The 19,036-nt window shown below is 63.6% G+C and carries 7 protein-coding genes; all 7 read right to left on the bottom strand.

Annotation, left to right across the window (positions count from 1 at the left end):
* Positions 1-35: 35 nt before the first annotated feature.
* Positions 36-2,891, bottom strand: a complete 2,856-nt coding sequence (gene treY / locus OH764_RS31220) for a malto-oligosyltrehalose synthase (RefSeq protein WP_498849883.1) — start codon at positions 2,889-2,891, stop codon at positions 36-38.
* Entirely contained in the window at positions 2,888-5,107 is a 2,220-nt protein-coding gene (gene malQ, locus OH764_RS31215; RefSeq protein ID WP_498849882.1) for a 4-alpha-glucanotransferase, read from the bottom strand. Before malQ ends, treY begins: the two co-directional genes overlap by 4 nt.
* Positions 5,104-7,023, bottom strand: a complete 1,920-nt coding sequence (gene treZ / locus OH764_RS31210; RefSeq protein WP_498849881.1) for a malto-oligosyltrehalose trehalohydrolase — start codon at positions 7,021-7,023, stop codon at positions 5,104-5,106. The genes malQ and treZ overlap by 4 nt, the downstream gene beginning before the upstream one ends.
* Positions 7,024-7,089: 66 nt before the next feature.
* Positions 7,090-9,309, bottom strand: a complete 2,220-nt coding sequence (gene glgX / locus OH764_RS31205) for a glycogen debranching protein (protein ID WP_498849880.1) — start codon at positions 9,307-9,309, stop codon at positions 7,090-7,092.
* A gap of 142 nt (positions 9,310-9,451) precedes the next feature.
* Entirely contained in the window at positions 9,452-11,662 is a 2,211-nt protein-coding gene (gene glgB / locus OH764_RS31200; RefSeq protein ID WP_498849879.1) for a 1,4-alpha-glucan-branching protein, read from the bottom strand.
* Positions 11,655-15,116, bottom strand: a complete 3,462-nt coding sequence (gene treS / locus OH764_RS31195; protein WP_498849878.1) for a maltose alpha-D-glucosyltransferase — start codon at positions 15,114-15,116, stop codon at positions 11,655-11,657. The genes glgB and treS overlap by 8 nt, the downstream gene beginning before the upstream one ends.
* Positions 15,113-18,565: a maltotransferase domain-containing protein gene (locus OH764_RS31190; RefSeq protein ID WP_498849877.1), complete on the bottom strand. Its 3,453-nt coding sequence runs from the start codon at positions 18,563-18,565 to the stop codon at positions 15,113-15,115. Before OH764_RS31190 ends, treS begins: the two co-directional genes overlap by 4 nt.
* Positions 18,566-19,036 lie beyond the last annotated feature (471 nt).

Below are 19,036 nucleotides of genomic sequence, written 5' to 3'. Positions count from 1 at the left end.
GTTCCGGTTCGACAAGCCGGCAATCACGCCCGCTCTCAATTGCGCGGCACGCCGTCCTCGACGAGCACTGCAATCGGCATTGCCGCAAGGGCATCGCGCAAGTACAGCAAGCCGTTTTCATCGACCTTCGGCGCAGCCGGACTCAGCCAGTCGAACAACGCTCGCGCTGACAGATCCGCCGGCATCTCGACCGCCGTGTCTTGCCATTTCTCCGGATCGACCATCGGCAGATCGCCTTCTTCGCCGAGCAAGCCGGCCGCGAGTCGGCTCGCTATGACGACAGCCCACGCATTCCCATGTCGCCGCGCGAATGCAATCACATTCGACGCATGCGCGCCCCGCACGGTCAGCGGCAGGTACGTGCCCTGGCTCAGCAACTCCGGCAGATGCGCACGCAATGCAAGCACTCGCTGCACGACGGCGAGCTTCACACGTCCATTGCGCCACATCGACAGGAACTCCGAAGGCGGCGCCTGGGCAAGCCAGGTCGCACGCTGCTCGAAATCGACGGGCCGGCGATTGTCCGGATCGACGAGACTGAAGTCCCACAACTCGGTACCTTGATAAAGATCCGGAATCCCAGGCGATGCGAGCCGCAAGACAGTCTGCTGCAAACTGTTGACCGCGCCGGCGCGTGAAATTCGTGCGACGAACGCGGCCAACTCCTTGAGGAAGCCGTCGCGTCGCTGCGGTGCCAGAATGTCGAACAGGAAGTCGCGGCAACCGGCTTCATACGCTTCGTCGGGTGCGAACCAGTTGGTCTGCAGCTTGGCTTCGCGCAGTGCTTTGAGTTGCCATTGCGCGACGCGCTCGGCCAATGCCTTGACGCCCGCTTCGTCGTCCGGCTTGAGGTCCGGTGGCCAGCAACCGACCAGCGTCTGGTACAGCATCGCTTCTGCGGCGGGGCCGGGCGCCCAGTCGTAGCTAGTGTCCTGTGCAACGCTGCTGATCGGCGTGCCTTCAGGCGAACGCCGGTGCGGCGCGTTTAACGTCGACCATGCACGCGAGGTCGCGCTCCACTCGTGCGCAATTTCGCTGAGTACCGCGAGCCGGGCGCGCACGTCTTCGCCGCGCTTGTGATCGTGGGTCGCCGTTGCGAGCATTGCATAAGGAAAGCGCTGGGAGCGCTCGACATTGCCCGCATGAAACTGCTCGACCGACAACGCGAATTCTCCCGGATCGGCACCCACCTCGTTACGTGACAACAGCCGCCCGTAGCGATAGCACGCGGTATCTTCGACGGCCTTCGCGGCAACCGGCGCGGTCAACTGCGAGAACAGCGTCTGCGCCGTGCGCCGCGCCGAACCCGCATGGTTCGGCGGTGCACCGTTCTGACCTTGCTGCGGCTGGCCATGACGCCCGGCGGGCGCTTCGTCCACGCTGCCGCCGAGCCATGCGTTGACGCGCTCCAGCACGCCATGATCGGCGCGAGAAAGCGCCGCACGCGCGCCGGCCAGCGCCTGCTCGAAGAACACATTGTCGGTGGCACTGCGCAGACCGTTTTGCGGATAAATGCGGTACACCGGAAAATGCACGACCAGTTCGGTCAGCACGCGGCGCAATGTCGCGAAGGTGTAATCGCGCGTGGCGAGCGAGTCGCGTGCAATGCGATGCAGCGCTCGCGCCGCGCGGTCGAGTTCCGCCGAAAGATTTTCCGCAAGAACCTTGCGCCGTGCGACGAGTGCTTCGTCCGCAAAATTCGGGCTGCGTCCCGTGAGTTCGGTCCACGCCTGCGCAAGCGGCTCCGCACCCGCCGGGTCGTGCAACAGCGCGCCCACGTCGTTCATGAAATCGTAGCCTGTGGTGCCGTCCACCGGCCAGTCGTCGCGCAGCGGTTCGCCGCGCGCAAGAATCTTCTCGACAACTACATACGGCGTGGTGTCGCGCAACTCTGTCAGACGTTGCCGCAGCCGCTGACAGTATTCGCGCGGCTCGGCGAGTCCGTCCACGTGATCGATCCGCAGACCGTCGATCGTGCCTTCCTGATACAGGCGAAAGACGAGCGCATGCGCGGCTTCGAATACTTCGGGCCGCTCGGCGCGCACCGCGGCGAGCGTCGAAATATCGAAGAAGCGCCGCCAGTTGACTTCGTCGGCGGCGGTGCGCCACCACGCGAGACGGAAGTGCTGACGCTCGAGCAGCCGATGCAAGCGGTCGCGCGTGAGCGGATCTTCGGGGGAATACGTCTGGATCACGGAATCGATTGCCGACTTGCCGTTTTGCGCGACGAACTCACGCAAAGCGTCGCGCCCTTCGGCGGCGCGCGGCTGATCGGCAGGCTGTGTCGTCAGTCCATGGAAGCGCTCGGCGAGTGCGCTGAGATCGGCGCGATCGGCGCTCTGCAGAATCGACGCGTAATCGGTCGGACACACCGGAAAGACGTGCGGCCCGTAGCCGACATAAAAGCGTCCGCTATCTGCCGCGAAGTGCAACGCGATGCGGCCCGACGCAAGTTCGTCGCCATACGGCCCGCCGAGTGTCGGCAGCAACACCTTGCCGCGCAGAGCCGGATCGGGCGAATGCCAGTCGACATCGAAGTGACGCGCATAGGTGCTATGTCGTCCCCATTCAAGAATATCGAGCCACCACGCGTTGCTCGATCCGCCGACGCCCATATGGTTCGGCACCATATCGACGATGAGCCCCATGTCGCGCGCGTGGAGTTTATCGACGAGGCGCTTCAGGCCTGCCTCGCCGCCGCATTCGGCGCTGACTTGGGTGTAATCGACGGTGTCGTAGCCGTGCATCGAGCCTGGCTCGGCCGTGGTAATGGGCGACGCGTACACATGGCTGATGCCGAGCGCCGCGAAGTAGTCGACGTGCTTCGCGGCGTCGTCGAACGTAAAGCCCCGGTGAAACTGGAGGCGAAGAGTGGAGCGCGGGACGGTCATGGCGTGTCAGGCCCCGAAGAAGTATTGGCTGATGGAGTGGAAACGGTCGCGGTGCTGCGGGCACGGTCGACGGCGAGAAGCCGGTCGCAGAAATTGTCGTCTGCAAACATCTCGTCTACAGACAGATTCCCGCGACGGCGCCAGTTCGGATGCTCGTCGATCGAACCCGGCAGGTTCGGCTGGTCGGTCTGACCGAGCAGGTCTTCAAGCGGAAATGTGACGAGCGGGCTCGGCGTCGCCGCAACGAATGCGAGGGCTTCATCGACGGGCGGGCTCTCGGGCGGCGGCGCTTCCACATCGGGCGCGGCGACGCCGGCTTGCTGGAACGCGCGCCACAATTCGGCGCGGTCGCTCGCGCGCTCTTCCTGCGCGGCTTCTTCCGGATCGCGGCCGTCGGCGCGTGCCGTCGTCTGCCCAATCTTGTTGCGCCACGTAATGTCGCTGCCAAGCCACCAACCGGCGACGGTCGGCAGATCGTGGGTCGTGGTCGTGCCGACCGCGTTGCGGTCCCAGGACTGCGGCGGCTTGAAGCCGATGCCGTCTTCGTCACGCTCGAACCACAGCACGCGGATGCCGGCAATGCCATGATCGTCGAGGCGTTCGCGGAAGCCGGGCGGCACGGTCCCGAGATCTTCGCCGATCACGATTGCGCGATGCCGCCACGATTCCAGCGCGATAAGACGCAAGAGGTCTTCGAGCGGATAACGCAGATAAGCGCCGTCGCGCGCGCTTTCGCCTTCGGGCACGAGCCACAGACGCCGCAGACCGAGAATGTGATCGATGCGAATGCCACCGGCATGCGCGAACGCGGCGCGCAACATGTCGATGAAAGCCGAGAAGCCCTGCGTGCGCATCGCGCGCGGCGAGAAGGTGGTGAGTCCCCAGCTCTGGCCGGCCTGGTTGAACAGGTCGGGCGGTGCGCCGACAGACACGCCTTGCAGCATGTCGTCGCGATATGACCATGCATGGCTGCCGGCGCTGTCGCATCCGACCGCGAGGTCGGCGATCAACCCGACGGCCATGCCTGCCTCGCGCGCTGCGTGCTGCGCGTGGGACAACCCCTTGGCCGCGAGCCATTGCAGGAACAGATGGAAGTCGACTTCATGGCGATTCGCTTCGGCAAACGCATCGACTTCGGGACTGCGAGGATCGCGCAAGGCTTCCGGCCAGTTTCGCCAATGACCGTTGCCGCCTTGTGCGAGTTGCGCTGCCTGCAGCGCTTCGAAACGCGCATGGTCTTCGAGCGCACGTCCCGCGCGTTCGCAGAATCCGTGAAATTCCAGCGCGCGTGGCGTGTCCTGCTTGCCGCCTTGCGCACGTTCCTGGCTGCAGAAATTCTCGAACAGCGCGCGCAAGACTTTCAGCTTCAGCACCACGGCGTTCGGCCAGTCGATCAGCGGCAAGGCTTCGAGTTGCGTCCACGCGTCTGTGGCTTGCGCGGACTCCATCGCGGCGCGTGCAGCGTCTGCTCCGAACACGGCGGCCGGATCGATATGGGTGACGTTCAGCCACAAACGCGACGACGGCGAATAGGGGCTGAAGCGATTTGGCTCCGCGCTGAACATGGCGTGCGTCGGGCTGACGGCAAGCGCATGCACGCCGTGCTTCGCGCTCTGCGCCGCAAATTGCGAAAGCGCCGAATAATCGCCAATGCCTCCATCGCCCGTGCGCCGCAGGCCGTACAACTGTGCGGCGATGCCCCATAGCGGCGGAGTCCTGGCGTCGTCACCGCCGTCGTCGTTGCGCAAGGCGCGCCACGCGTCGTCGACGGTATAGCAGCGCGACGGCGCCACCGCGAGCGTGACGCGCTGTTCGTGAATCACGAGCGTGTGATAGCCAGGTTCGTCGATTGGCGCGAGCAAAGCCTGCTCGCCTTTGGGCGCGGTAAAGCGTCCGTCGATAATCGAGCCGCTTTCCAGTTCGATCCGGTAGTGGCTGCCCGTTTTCAGCGCCGACGCAGGCAATGCTATGCCGCGCCCGACTTCAGCGGTCATGAGCGGCGGCAGCTTGCGGCCCGACAGTTCGGCTTCGAGCGCGGCGGCGCTCTGGCGGATCTGCGTGGTATTGCCGCATGGCAAACCCATCCGTTCGAGCAGCACTGCAAGCGTGTTCTCGGGCACACGATGCACCTTGCGATGCGCGTCTTCCCACTCCACCTCGAAGCCGGCGCGCGTCGCGAGTGTGGCTATCGTGTCGTTAGGGCGTCGGGTACTCACGTGCGGCGCTCCACTTTGCCGACAACGCGCGCATCGTGACCGCTCGCGTAGTCGTTGATGTCGCCGGTCAGCCATGCGACGAACGCATTCGGCGGCAACACGTTCGCGTCGATCTGTTCGCGCACGCGCGGCGGCGTTTCGAAAATGACCTTGCCCGCGGGCACGTCGTTGAACGGCACACTCTGCTTCGACAGATTGAGCGCGAACGACAATGTCTCGCCGTCACCGAGTTTCCAGCGCGCAATCAACGCATTCGCGTCAGCGCCGTTCTCGTCGGTAAGCACCGTTGCGTCGAGCGCCTTGCCGTGTTTCAGTCGCGGCGTAATCAGTTTTGCGCGTACCGCCAGCGCGGACTTATAGAAGTGCATCCAGTCCAGCCGGTCTTTCGCTTCGTCGTCGTGCGCGGGTGCCGTCGCGATCTCCGGCGGCGACGATGCGGTGAACGTCCTGGCGTCGTTCGGATCGGGAATCTGCGCACGGCGCTTCTCATCGCTGAACGACGAGAAGCGCGCGAACTCGCGGCGGCGTCCTTCACGCACGGCATCAGCGAGATCGCCGGTGTAGTCGGTGAAGAACAGGAACGGCTGCGTGGAGCCGTACTCCTCGTCCATGAACAGCAGCGGAATTTGCGGCGACAGCAGCAGCAACCCGGTCGCCGCGCGCAATGCGTCGTCCGAGGTCAGCTTGCGCAGGCGCTCGCCGAATGCGCGATTGCCGATCTGATCGTGGTTCTGCAGGAACATGACGAACGACGTCGGCGGTAAATGCCCGCTCGATTCGCCGCGCGGCGCACCATCATGAAGCGGCGACGGATCGCCTTGATACGCAAAGCCTTGGGACAGCACGCGCGCGAGGCGGCGAATCGGCTGATCTTCGTAGGCGTGGTAATAGCCTTCCGTTTCGCCGGTCAGCAGCACGTGCAGCGTGTTGTGCGCGTCGTCGTTCCATTGAGCGTCGAAGTGCGTCTCGAGCAGGCTTGCGCTGTTGTGCTCGTTTTCGAGCACGAGATGCACGTGGCGGTCGCGCTGGACGTGCGCGTGGATATGATCGGAAAGCTCGCGCAGCCATGCGTGATTGTCGATCGCGTGGACGGCGTCGAAACGTAACCCGTCAATGCGATATTCGTTGATCCAGTAGACAGCGTTGTCCGTGAAGAAATCGCTGACTTCAGTGCGGTCGAAGTCGATTGCAGGGCCCCACGGCGTATGCGTGCCTTCGCGGAAAAACGAGCGCGCGTATTCATGCAGGTAGTTGCCGTCAGGTCCGAAGTGGTTGTAGACCACGTCGAGAAACACCATCAGGCCGAGACCGTGGGCGGCGTCGATCAGCGCTTTGAGTTCTTCGGGACGGCCGTATGCGGAGTCGGGCGCGTACGGCAGCACGCCGTCATAGCCCCAATTGTGCTTGCCGGGAAAATCGTTCAACGGCATCAGTTCGATGGCAGTCACGCCAAGCGCAGCGAGCGCCGGCAAGCGCTTCTGCACGCCTGCATAGCCGCCCATTGCGCCGACATGCAGTTCGTACAACACCGTTTCTTCCCACGGACGGCCATGCCAGTCCGTATGCTCCCAACGATACGCGCGCGGGTCGATGACTTCGCTCGGGCCATGCACGTCTTGCGGCTGGAAGCGCGACGCCGGATCGGGCACCGCATTGCCGTCGTCCAGACGAAAGCGATACAGCGTGCCCGCGCCGCTTTCCACGCTTGTTTCAAACCAGCCGTTTCCCGCAGGCGTCATTTCGTGCGCGCCTTTCGCAGGGCCGTTCTCTATTTCAACCTGAACGCTTTTGCACGACGGCGCCCAGAAACGAAACCGTGTGCGCGGGCTCGTCCCTTTAGGACCCAGCAACTGCGCGCCAAACGGCAGGCAGTGAGCGTAATGATGCGCGTGTGGGTCGATTGGATTTTCTGACATGACTCTTCACCATTCGGTTTTGCTGTCGGATTGCTCACACGCCGTTGGCGGCATCGCCGCCGCGATCTACGTGGTCGGCGACGAGTCGCTCGTCGGCGGATGCTCGCCGGGATCGGGCGGCAGGGCAGTCAACAGACGTGGCCCATGCTGCGCGCCGGCTTTCCAGCCCGCTTGCCAGTCGGCCTCGCCGACCGGTTGCGCGGCCAGTATCACGAGGCCATGCGCCGCGACTTCGATATCCAACGCGGCGAGCCGGTGCGGCGCGCTTTCCGTATCCGCAGTGTCTAACAGCACGTGCCATTCCAGGTGCGGCGCAGGGGGAGTAAAACGCAGCCCCTCCGCGCTGGCGTTGAGCATCATCAACAATACTTCCGTTTCGCCATTCAGGCCCGGACCCGCGCGCCGCAATGTGAATGCGCGCCCTTCAGGGTCCTCCCAGGCTTCGATCGTCAGCGGATCACCTTTCTCGTCGAACCAGCCGATGTCGAAAAGCCCCGGCAGTACTTCACGGTCGCCGAACAGAAAACGCGTCTCGCGCAGCAGCGGATGCTGTTTGCGCAGCGCGATCACGCGCGCCACGAATTCGGTCATCTGTCGGCCGTCCGGCGCTTGCGCGGCTTCCCAGTCGATCCAGGACAATTCGTTATCCTGGCAGTACGCATTGTTGTTGCCGTGCTGCGTGCGCAACGATTCGTCGCCGGCCAGCATCATCGGCGTGCCGAGTGCGACGAGCAGCGTGGCCATCATCGAGCGCGCCACGCGTTTTCGGGTTTCGAGAATCGCCGGGTCGTCGGTCGGTCCTTCCACACCCCAGTTGCTGCTGCAATTCTCGTTGTGACCGTCGTTGTTGCCTTCGAGATTCGCCTCGTTGTGCTTGTGCTCATACGCAGTAATGTCGGCAAGCGTAAAACCGTCATGCGACGCGACGAAATTGATCGACGCCCACGGCTTCCTGAAACGCCGGTTGAAGAGATCGGCGGAACCGGTCAGGCGCGCTGCGAGGTCCGGCCGCAGGCCCGCGTCGCCACGCCAGAAACGGCGCACGGTATCGCGGAAACGGTCGTTCCATTCGCCAAAACCCGGTGGATGATTGCCAAGCTGATAACCGCCCGGACCGATGTCCCATGGCTCCGAAATCAGTTTGCGTTGCGAGAGGACCGGGTCCTGGCGCAGCGCATCGAAGAAACCGGAGCCCGGATCGAAACCATGCTGCTCGCGCCCGAGCGTTACGCCGAGATCGAAACGGAAGCCGTCGATATTGAAGGCCGTCGACCAGTAGCGCAGTGAATCCGTCACCATTTGCAGTACGCGCGGATGCGGCAGATTCACCGTGTTGCCGCAGCCGGTGTCGTTGATATGGTGCCGTTCGTCGCCGGGAATCAGCCGGTAGTAGCTTGCGTTGTCGAGGCCGCGCCATGAGACGGTCGGTCCCATTTCGTTGCCTTCGCACGTGTGGTTGTACACCACGTCGAGAATCACTTCGATGCCGGCCGCGTGCAGTTGACGCACGGCAATGCGCATTTCGTCGAGCCGGTGCGTGCTGAGATACGACGGCTCGGGCGCGAAGAACGCCGCTGTGTTGTAGCCCCAGTAGTTGCGCAGGCCGCGTTCAATCAGAAAGCGGTCGTTCAGAAACGCATGTACGGGAAGCAATTCGACGGCGGTCACACCGAGCTTCAGCAGATGCTCGATAAAGTCCGGCGACGACAGCGCCGCGAACGTACCGCGTTCATGCTGACGCAAATCGGGGCGCAGCATCGACGCGCCACGCACATGCGTTTCATAAATAATAGTTTCGCCCCACGGCACATCAGGGCGCTTGTCGTGCGACCAGTCGAACGCTTCGTCGATCACGACGCATTTAGGCATCGCGGGCGCCGAGTCGCGCCGGTCGATTGAAAGATCCGCGCGATTGGAATGCATGCGATAACCGAACAACGCGTCCGACCAGCGGAACTGGCCGACGAGCTTGCGCGCGTACGGATCGAGCAGCAGCTTGTGCGGATTGAAACGATGCCCCTGCTGCGGCTGATACGGACCGTGCGCGCGAAAGCCGTAAGCGGTGCCCGGATGCGCGTTAGGCAGATAGCCGTGCCACACTTCGTCGGTGCATTCGGGCAGAGGGTAGCGCTTGATTTCCTTGCGACCCGTGGGATCGAACAGGCAAAGCTCGATTTTCTGCGCGTTCGCCGAGAACACTGCAAAGTTGACGCCAAGGCCGTCCCAACTGGCTCCGAGCGGATACGGCGAGCCAGGCAGAAGCCGGTCGGGCATTGCATGCGACATGGTTCCGCTTCCTTGTTCTGTGATGCAGCGCTAGCGCGGGCCTTCATGCAACGAGCGCGCGGCCGGTTATCACGCGGCCGCGCGCTCGCTTCGGCATGACCGGGCGGCGCCCGATCGCGCCCGGTTCCCTGTCAGTCTCCGCTCAATCGGCTCGCAGCACGATCGTCGCCAGCGGCGGCAAGGTCAGGGAGGCCGAATGCGGGCAGCCGTGGCTCGGAATTGCCTCGGTATGAATAAGACCGCCGTTGCCCATATTCGAGCCGCCGTACACGCCTGCATCCGTATTGAGCACTTCCGACCAGCGTCCTTCGCGCGGCATGCCGATGCGGTAGCCGACGCGCGGCACCGGCGTCATGTTGCACACCACGGCGAGTTCGCGGCCCGCCCCGTCCGTGCGGCGATACGCGAAGACGCTGTTGGCGCTGTCGTCGCCCACCAGCCAGTCGAAGCCGCCGGGCTCGGTGTCGAGCAGATGCAGTGCCGGTTCGTGGCTGTAAAGACGGTTCAGGTCGCGCACCAGCAACTGCACGCCATGGTGATGAGCGTCGTCGAGAAGATGCCAGTGCGGCGACGCGTCATGATTGAATTCGGCGATCTGACCGAATTCGCCGCCCATGAAGAGCAGCTTCTTGCCAGGATGCGTCCACATGAAGCCGAAATACGCGCGCAGGTTGGCGAACTTCTGCCACGTGTCGCCGGGCATCTTGCCGAGCAGCGAGCCTTTGCCGTGCACCACTTCATCGTGCGAGAGCGGCAGCACGAAGCGCTCGGAATACGCGTAGACCATGCCGAACGTCATGTTGTGATGGTGGTACTGCCGGTAGACGGGATCTTCCTGCATGTAGTGCAGTGTGTCGTGCATCCAGCCCATGTTCCACTTGAAGTGGAAACCCAGGCCGCCGTCTTCGACGCGCGCCGTCACACCCGGCCAGGCGGTAGATTCTTCGGCGATGGTGATTGCGCCGGGCACGCCTGGCACGTAGCCCACTTCGTGATTGAGGCGCTTCAGGAACGCGATCGATTCGAGGTTCTCGCGCCCGCCGTAAATATTCGGCACCCATTCGTCGGCGGCGCGCGAATAGTCGCGGTACAGCATCGACGCAACGGCGTCCACGCGCAGGCCGTCCACGTGATAGCGCTTCAGCCACGCGAGGCCCGAGGCCACCAGGAACGCGCTCACCTCGTTGCGGCCGAGGTTGTAGATCATCGTGTTCCAGTCTTGGTGATAGCCCTCACGTGGGTCGGCGTGTTCGTAAAGCGGTGTACCGTCGAACTCGACGAGGCCGTGCGCGTCGTTCGGGAAATGCGCGGGCACCCAGTCGAGAATCACACCGAGTCCGGCCTCGTGCGCCTTGTTGACGAAGGCGGCGAACTGCTCGGGTTTGCCGAAGCGCGCGGACGGCGCAAACTGTCCAAGCGGCTGATAGCCCCACGATCCGCCGAACGGATGCTCCGCGACCGGCATGAACTCCACGTGCGTGAATCCCATGGTCTTCACATAGGGAATCAGGCGCTCGGCGAGTTCTTCCCAATCGAGGCCTCGCTGACCTTCCTCGGCGATGCGCAACCACGATTCCGCATGCACCTCGTAAATGGAAATCGGCGAGCGCGGCGTCTGCTTTGCGCCGCGCGACTGGATCCATTCGTGATCGCTCCACGGGAACTGTTCGATCTCGTCGACATGTGCGACGACCGACGCCGTGCCTGGCGGCTTCTCGGTCTGCATTGCGCAGGGGTCGGCCTTCAGCGGCAGCGGATGGCCGTCGCGCGCGAGCAGCTCGTACTTGTAGCGCGTGCCCGGCCCGACCCGCGGCACGAACAACTCCCACACGCCCGCCTGATGACGCAGGCGCATCGGATGGCGCCGGCCGTCCCACGCGTTGAAGTCGCCCACCACGGAGACGCGCCGCGCGTTCGGCGCCCATACGGCAAAGCGCACGCCGGGCACGCCGTCCACTTCCATGGGGCGTGAGCCGAGGCATTCGAGCACGGCATAAGGATCGCCGCCCGCGAGACGCCCGAGCGGTTCATCGCCGAGAACGGGGCCGAACGAATACGTGTCCTCGATTTCCTGCTCCGTGCCATGCCAGTCGATACGCAGACGGTACGGCACTGCCGCGCTCACGCGACCCGCAAAAAGGCCCGGACGCAACTCCTGAAGTTCGCCGAGCAACGAGCCGTCGGCGCGCGAAATCACGCTGACGTGCGCCGCATTGGGCAACAGCGCGCGCACCACAGGACCACTGTCAGTGTGATGCAGTCCGAGCTGCGAGAAAGGATCGGGGTGACGCGCTTCGACGAGCGCATCCATATCGAGCGGCTGGAGGCCTGCGGCCGGATCGTGTTCACTCATAGTCGCCCTCGGCCGGATGAGGCGGTGTGGCGGCGTCTTGCGCCTGGGTTGACGGATCGTGCGACGTGGTTTTGTCGCCCAGCAAACGGCCTGCGAGCGCGGCTAGTCCGCGCACCGGCAAGCTGAGCCACGCCGGACGGTTGGCCGCTTCGTAGCGGATTTCGTACGCAGCCTTCTCGATCAGGAACAGATCGAGTAGCGCCTGTTCCGCCTCCGGCGCGACGAGCGGCGTCGGCGCTTCGGCGGTGGCCGCGCGGTATTCCTTCAGGAATTTCTCCGTGGCTTGCACACGGAAACGGTCGAACAGGGTACGTTTGCGATCCGCGGTCTGCTGCGGCGCGCTTTCCATTGTGGACTGCGCGGCGGCGCTCGCATACGACAACGAACGCATCAGGCCGGCCACGTCGCGCAGCGGGCTCGACTTCTGCCGACGCTCTTCGAGCGAGCGCGCCGGCTCGCCTTCGAAGTCGATCAGATAGACGTCGCCCTGCGCGACCAGCACCTGGCCCAGATGGAAGTCGCCGTGAATGCGAATCCGCTGCGCTTGCGTGTCGGGCGAAACCAGTTTGTTGACGGCCTCGACCAGCGCGGCACGCCGGTCGACCAGGCTTTTCGCGAGGGCTTTCGTCTCCGCATCGAGCATCTGTTCGACGCGCGGCGCAAGCAGGTCGAGCGCGCTCGCGAGCATCGACTGCGTGCCGTCGACCCATGCCTTCACTTGCTGGGCACTCGCCTGTTCGGGCGCGAACGCCGGGTCGTCGGTCGGCGAGGCGAGCGCGACGTGCAACTGTCCGAGGCGTCTGCCGATGATGCCGGCCAGCGACGCGTAGCCTTCCAGCAGAAGAGTTTCGTTGCCGCGGTCGGGCGTCGACGACGCGTCCGTATCGACGGCGATCGCCAGTTCGTCCACCGAGCGGCGCAGATGATCGAGCGACCAGTTCCAGGCATCGCCCTGGTTGTCGATATAGCCTTGCAGAATCGCGAGCGTATGCGGCACGCCCTCGGGATCGACGCGCACCACTTCGCCGAAGAGCGGCGCCGTGTTCGCATAGCCGAGTTGCGTCAGATAGCGGCTGATCTCCGCTTCCGGATGAATCCCGCTCACGAGGCGCCGCACCAGTTTTAGTACCGCGGCATCTGCGATGATGAGCGAACTGTTGCTTTGCTCCGCCGCGAGCCAGCGAATTTCCGGTCGTTCGCCGAGATTTTCGAGTTCAGCAAAACGCTCCGTCGGAATAAACCTGATCTCGCTTTTCTGCACGGTCGGTATGACCGCGCGTTCGCGCAACTTGCGCATGACGCCGTGCGCGAAGATCGGCAACGCAAAGGCGTCGGTGAGATGCCCGACGTTGCGGCCGCGCCGCACACGCGCCAACGCAAGTTGAAGGAACAGCGGCGTGGTGGTTTCGCCGCCCCAGGTGATTGCGATCGGCACCACATAACGTTCCGTGTGATCGCCGACATCCGCTTCGATCTCGGTGAAGGCGAAGCCTCCGTTGGGGATCGTGGTCAACGCGGCGAGCCGTACCGCGTGCATTTTCTGATCCTTCGATGCAAACCAGCGCCGGCGGCTCAACCACGAAGGCAACACTTCGGATTCGAGCAGCCGCACGTTTTCGGGTGTCGGTCCGACCTGGCCCTCGCGTATCACGATCGTGACGAATTCGGGCAACGGCTCGGGGTGCGCCTGCGACCAGGTCGGGCGCTGGCCGCCCGGACACAACATGAACCACAGGAAGCCGTACGGCGGGAACGTCAGCAGGTAAGTCAGCTGGCCGATCGGAGGGAACACGGAATCGGCGGTCATTTCAATCGGCACCGAGCCGTTGAATTCCGACAAGTCGAGTTCCACTGCTTGCGGTGCGCGTGACAGATTTGCGACGCAAAGGATCGGCGGCTCGTTGGGCATCTCACGCAGATACGCGAGAATCTTGCGATTCTCCGGCTTCAGGAAGCGGATCGTGCCGCGCCCGAAAGTCTGTTTCGCGCGACGCGTGGCGAGCATGCGCCGGGTCCAGTTGAGCAGCGAATGCGGATCGCGGCTTTGGGCTTCGACGTTGACCGCGTCGAAGCCGTAGAGCGAACCCATCACGGGCGGCAATACGAGTTGCTCAGGATCGGCGCGCGAGAAGCCGCCATTCCGGTCCGACGACCATTGCATCGGTGTGCGCACGCCGTCGCGGTCGCCAAGGTGGATGTTGTCGCCCATGCCCAGTTCGTCGCCGTAATAAATGACCGGCGTGCCCGGCATGGACAACAGCAGCGAATTGATCAACTCGATCCGGCGGCGGTCGCGCTCCATCAGCGGCGCGAGGCGGCGGCGAATGCCGAGGTTGAGGCGCGCGCGGCGATCGCTCGCGTAGGTATTCCACAGGTAATCGCGCTCGGAATCCGTGACCATTTCGAGCGTCAGTTCGTCGTGATTGCGCAGGAAAATTGCCCACTGATTCGTTTCGGCAAGGTCCGGCGTTTGCCGCATGATGTCCGTGATCGGAAAGCGGTCCTCGCTCGCAATGGACATGTAGATGCGCGGCATCAGCGGGAAGTGAAATGCCATGTGGCATTCGTCTTCGTCGCCGAAATATTCCTTTACGTCTTCCGGCCACTGGTTCGCTTCGGCGAGCAGCATACGGTTCGGATATTCCGCGTCGATAGTCGCGCGAATCTTTTTCAGAATGGCATGCGTTTCCGGCAGGTTCTCGTTGTTCGTGCCTTCGCGTTCGACCAGATAGGGTACGGCGTCGAGCCGTAGCCCGTCGATACCCATGTCGAGCCAGAAGCGCATGATCTGCAACACCTCGCGCAGCACGGCCGGATTGTCGAAATTCAGATCGGGTTGGTGCGAGTAAAAGCGGTGCCAGTAGTAAGCGCCCGCGACCGGATCGTGCGTCCAGTTCGACGGCTCCGAGTCGATGAAAATAATCCGTGTTTCCTGATACTTCTGGTCGGTATCGGACCACACATAGAAGTTGCGATGATTCGATCCCGGCTTCGCGCGCCGCGCGCGCTGAAACCACGGGTGCTGATCCGACGTGTGGTTGATCACGAGCTCGGTAATCACGCGGATGCCGCGCGCATGCGCCTCCTGAATGAAGCGCTTGACGTCGGAGAGCTGGCCGTAGTCAGGATGCACGTTGCGGTAATCGGCGATGTCGTATCCGTCGTCGCGACGCGGCGACGGATAGAACGGCAGCAGCCAGATCGCATTCACGCCGAGTTCGGCGATGTAATCGAGCTTGGCGATCAGGCCGGGAAAATCGCCGACGCCGTCGTTGTTCGCATCGAAGAACGACTTGATGTGCACCTGGTAGATGATTGCGTCTTTGTACCAGAGCGGATCGTCGCTCAATGTCGCGGGCTTGCCACGGCGGCGCGCACGAGCTTTTGTTGCGGTGGCGGTTGCCGTGCTTGCCTGGGCTTCCGACGTGCCTTGTGAGGGATCGTCACGCTTCATATCGCACCTTCCGTCGGGGTAGGGTTGCCAGCGTCTGCGTGAAGGTCGCTGGTCGAATCGCTGTCGGCTTCATCGGGACGTTCTGCGGGCAGGCCGCCGAGCGGCGCAATGCGCCAGATAGAAAAAGGCTGGCTCGGGCCGAGCCGCACATGTTGCCAGCGGCCGTGCCATGTGAAACGCGCGCCTGTCATCTGATCGGTCACTTCGAGTGCGCCATGATCGTGCAGATTCCAATTCTGGAATGTCTCCCACGACAATTCGATGTCCGCGCCCTGTTCGTTGAACGGGTCGAGATTGATGGCGACGACAATCACGTTGTCGCGCGCTTCGGTTGCCTTCTCGAAGAACAGAATATTGTCGTTGTGCGCGGGCAGGAACGTGAGGCCGAGGTGCGTTTGCAGCGCGGGATTCGCGCGGCGAATGCGGTTGAGCGCGGCGATCTCCGCCGTGATGTTGCCGGGCCGGTTCCAGTCCCACGCGCGCAATTGATACTTCTCGGAATTGAGATATTCCTCGCTGTTCGGCAGCGCAGCCGCCTCGCAGAGTTCAAAGCCGCTATACACGCCCCACAAGCCGGCGAGCGTGGAAGCGAGCGCCGCGCGAATCAGAAAACCGGTGCGTCCCTGCGATTGCAGATGACGTGGGTTGATGTCCGGCGTATTCACGAAGAAGTTTGGCCGGTAGAAGTCGCGCGCGCTGGTTTGCGTGAGGTCCGTCAGATACTCGATGAAATCGCGTTTCGACTCGCGCCACGTGAAATACGTGTAGGACTGCGAGAAGCCGATCTTGCCGAGCCGGTTCATCATGCGCGGACGTGTGAATGCTTCGGCCAGGAAAATTGTGTCGGGATGGCGCGAACGCACGTCGGCGATCACCCATTCCCAGAAAGGCAGCGGCTTGGTGTGCGGGTTGTCGATGCGGAAGATATGCACGCCCGCGTCGATCCAGAACAGGAACACGTCGCGCAATGCGAGCCACAGGTCGGGCTTCGCGTCGTGCGCGTAGAAGTCGGGATTGACGATGTCCTGGTACTTCTTCGGCGGATTTTCAGCATATCGCAGCGTGCCGTCGGGACGCCACGCAAACCACGTGGGATGCTCCTTTAACCACGGATGATCCGGCGAGCACTGCACCGCGAAGTCGAGCGCAATTTCGAGGCCATGCGCGTGCGCGGCGGCGAGCATCTTTTTGAAGTCGTCGAGCGTGCCTAGTTGCGGATGCACGGCGGTATGTCCGCCTTCTGCCCCGCCGATCGCATACGGGCTGCCTACGTCGCCGGGCTGTGCGTTCAGCGTGTTGTTGCGGCCCTTGCGATTCGACACGCCGATAGGATGAATCGGCGGGAAGTACAGCACGTCAAAGCCCATGTCGCGAATGCGCGGCAGCTTCGTCGTGACATCGGCGAACGTGCCGTGTCGCGATTCGTCGTCGCTCATCGAGCGTGGGAAGATTTCGTACCAGCTTGCAAAGCGCGCGGCGGTGCGCTCGGCGTCGATCTTGTATGTCACCGGATCGCGACTCAGGAACGGGCGATGCCGCGCGGCGGTCATCGCCTTCCTGGTGCCCGCATCGAGAAGCAGCTTGAGCTTCGTTTCGGCGTCGGCCTTGGTGAAATGCTCGACGATATTTTTGAGCGGTTCGATGACCGCACCTTCGGTTGTTTCGACTTCGGCCAGCACGAGCGCGAACAGATGCGCGGCTTCATCGAGTTCGGTCTCGACGGTTTGGCCCGCCTTCAACTTTTTCTCGACATGTTCGACGAGCGAAGCGAAGTCGTCCCGCCAGGCGATCACGGTGAATTCGTGACGTCCCATGCGATCGAGCGGAATGCGCGCCTTCCATATGTCGAGGCCCGCGGGCTGGGCCGGGGCCATCAACACTTCGTGCCAGGTGTTCTCGTCGGCGGCACGCCACAGGACGGCGGCGGCGATCTTGTCGTGCCCTTCCGCGAAAATCGCGGCGCTGATTTGAGCGCGCTCACCCACGCTTCGTTTGGCGGGGAAGCGCCCATTGTCCACAGAAGGCATCACGCTTTCGATCGCCACGCGCGGCGCGTTGATCGCTTCGACCACGGTCTTGCGACCGCTGCGCTTGCTGTTGGGCTTGTCGATGGGCGGCGCAAGACAGATCGGCTTCTCTGCCAGGGCCTGGAAGAGGCGCACGGCGCCGGGTGCCAGCGCGAACGGCGTTAAAGCCGCAGGCGAGGCACGGTTTGGCGCATCGAGAGGGACAAAGCGCGTGAAATTGCCGGGCACGCTGGCGAGAAAACGCGCCGGATCGACGCGCACAGGCGCGCCGAGTTCCGGATTGATTGCGATGAGAACCGCCTCGGCGGCATCGCGCAGGTCGGGTTGATCGCCGCGCAACAGCACCGCGGCGGGTGCGCCAGGCCCGCTCAACGCGCGCAATTCCCCGTTCGCGTGCAGCGCTCTTGCAGTGCGAGCAAGTTCGTTGGCGCGCGTGATCTGCGGCGTCAGGTCGAATTTTTTGGCCTGGCAAGCTAGTGCGAATTGCGACGGGTCGCCTCGGGTTTGCGACATCGGTTCGGTCACGCCGTATTCGAAACCCATGGGCATCATCCAGCCGGTGCCGATGGCGGACGCCGCGTACAGCGCGCGGCGATACGCGCGTTCGACGATGCTCGAATCATGCGGGTCGCTCAACTCGGCGGCGAGGCGAGTGCCGTAAGGCGCTTCGGGAAACGCAATCGGGCCGCCGATGCGCGCGAGCACCGCATGCTCTTCCACCATCCAGCTCGCGCGATAGTCCCACCAGCGCACCGACGAGAACACGCTGTCGAAGCCCGCGCCCTGAAGCCCGATCAGATCGCCGCGGGCAAGGCCTGGCGTCGCCGCGAGAAATCGCACGTCGGGATGCGCGGTGCGCACGGCGTCGCGTAAATGCCGCCAGACCTCGGCGGGGACGCGATGCGGAGAATCGAAGCGGAAACCGCCAATGCCGGCGTCGGCGAGTGCAAGCAGCTGCTGCGTCCACCAGTCGGCTAGCGCGCCACGCGTGCCGGCGTCGTTGAAGTTCGCATAGGCGACGTTGTCCTCACGATGCACATGCCGTGGATCGAGCCGCGCCTCTTCGGATTCCAGCGGATGGAACCAGTCCGCATGCTCAGCGTAGAGTGCGCCATCGGCGGCCACCCGGTCGATCACCAGATCGACCAGCAACGTGAGGCCTTGCTGACGCGCCTCGCCTGCGAGTGTGCGGATGGCGTCGACGGCTGACTGTTCGGTTTCGAACACGGGGTGCAGCCGCGCATGGTTGCCGACCACCTGCCCGTGGCTCGCCCGGCCCGGTTCGAAGAGGCTGCCGATCAACGCGTGATCGAAGCCCAGTGCGGCCGCGTGGGCGAACTGCGCAGGCCACGCGTCAAGCGGTCCAACCAGAAGTGAATGAAAAAAATAGATCCGCGGCGCGTACCCGTTTGGAGATTCCATCGGTCGTTTCCAGATTTGTCCTGCTGCGGTGTGGATGCAAGTGACATGCGATCACAGCGCTCATTGGGCTTCCAGAGCCGGAGGCCGCGCGGTCCGTAGACTAGGGCGCGTACTGGTCAATGTAGTGCAAAGATCGTCACGCCGCTGGCCAGTTACAGGTGCACAGACGCCAGGCGTCCGGGCGGGCCGGCCAGAACCGTTTGCGGAGGTCAGCAAGGCTTGTGCCACTGAATCGATGCGATGGGCAGTGCAGGGCGACGGAGTGCCCTTATGGAAAGGTGTACGGCGACGGCGTCTGCGTGCCGCAGGAGAGGGCTGCGGGCACGTGTAAAACGGGCCGAGGTGGTCCGCGTTTTACACGAGACCTGCGATGGGACGGGCGATAGCCGTCACTGGGAGCGGCACGCGCGACTCATGGCTCGGCGAGGCGCTCGCGTCGTATTGGTGCGTGCCCGCCCTCGGGCAGTGGCG

This window comes from Burkholderia sp. M6-3 (assembly GCF_050858985.1).
Classification (GTDB): Bacteria; Pseudomonadota; Gammaproteobacteria; order Burkholderiales; family Burkholderiaceae; genus Paraburkholderia; species Paraburkholderia caledonica.
Note: the sequence above shows the minus strand (reverse complement) of the source record. Positions and strands in the feature narration are given on the sequence as shown.

What these genes read in the sequence shown, in the direction of transcription:
- treY (WP_498849883.1), bottom strand. Translation starts at nt 2,891, where the DNA reads ATGACCGTCCCGCGCTCCACTCTTCGCCTCCAGTTTCACCGGGGCTTT.
- glgB (WP_498849879.1), bottom strand. Translation starts at nt 11,662, where the DNA reads ATGAGTGAACACGATCCGGCCGCAGGCCTCCAGCCGCTCGATATGGAT.
- treZ (WP_498849881.1), bottom strand. Translation starts at nt 7,023, where the DNA reads ATGTCAGAAAATCCAATCGACCCACACGCGCATCATTACGCTCACTGC.
- glgX (WP_498849880.1), bottom strand. Translation starts at nt 9,309, where the DNA reads ATGTCGCATGCAATGCCCGACCGGCTTCTGCCTGGCTCGCCGTATCCG.
- treS (WP_498849878.1), bottom strand. Translation starts at nt 15,116, where the DNA reads ATGAAGCGTGACGATCCCTCACAAGGCACGTCGGAAGCCCAGGCAAGC.
- OH764_RS31190 (WP_498849877.1), bottom strand. Translation starts at nt 18,565, where the DNA reads ATGGAATCTCCAAACGGGTACGCGCCGCGGATCTATTTTTTTCATTCA.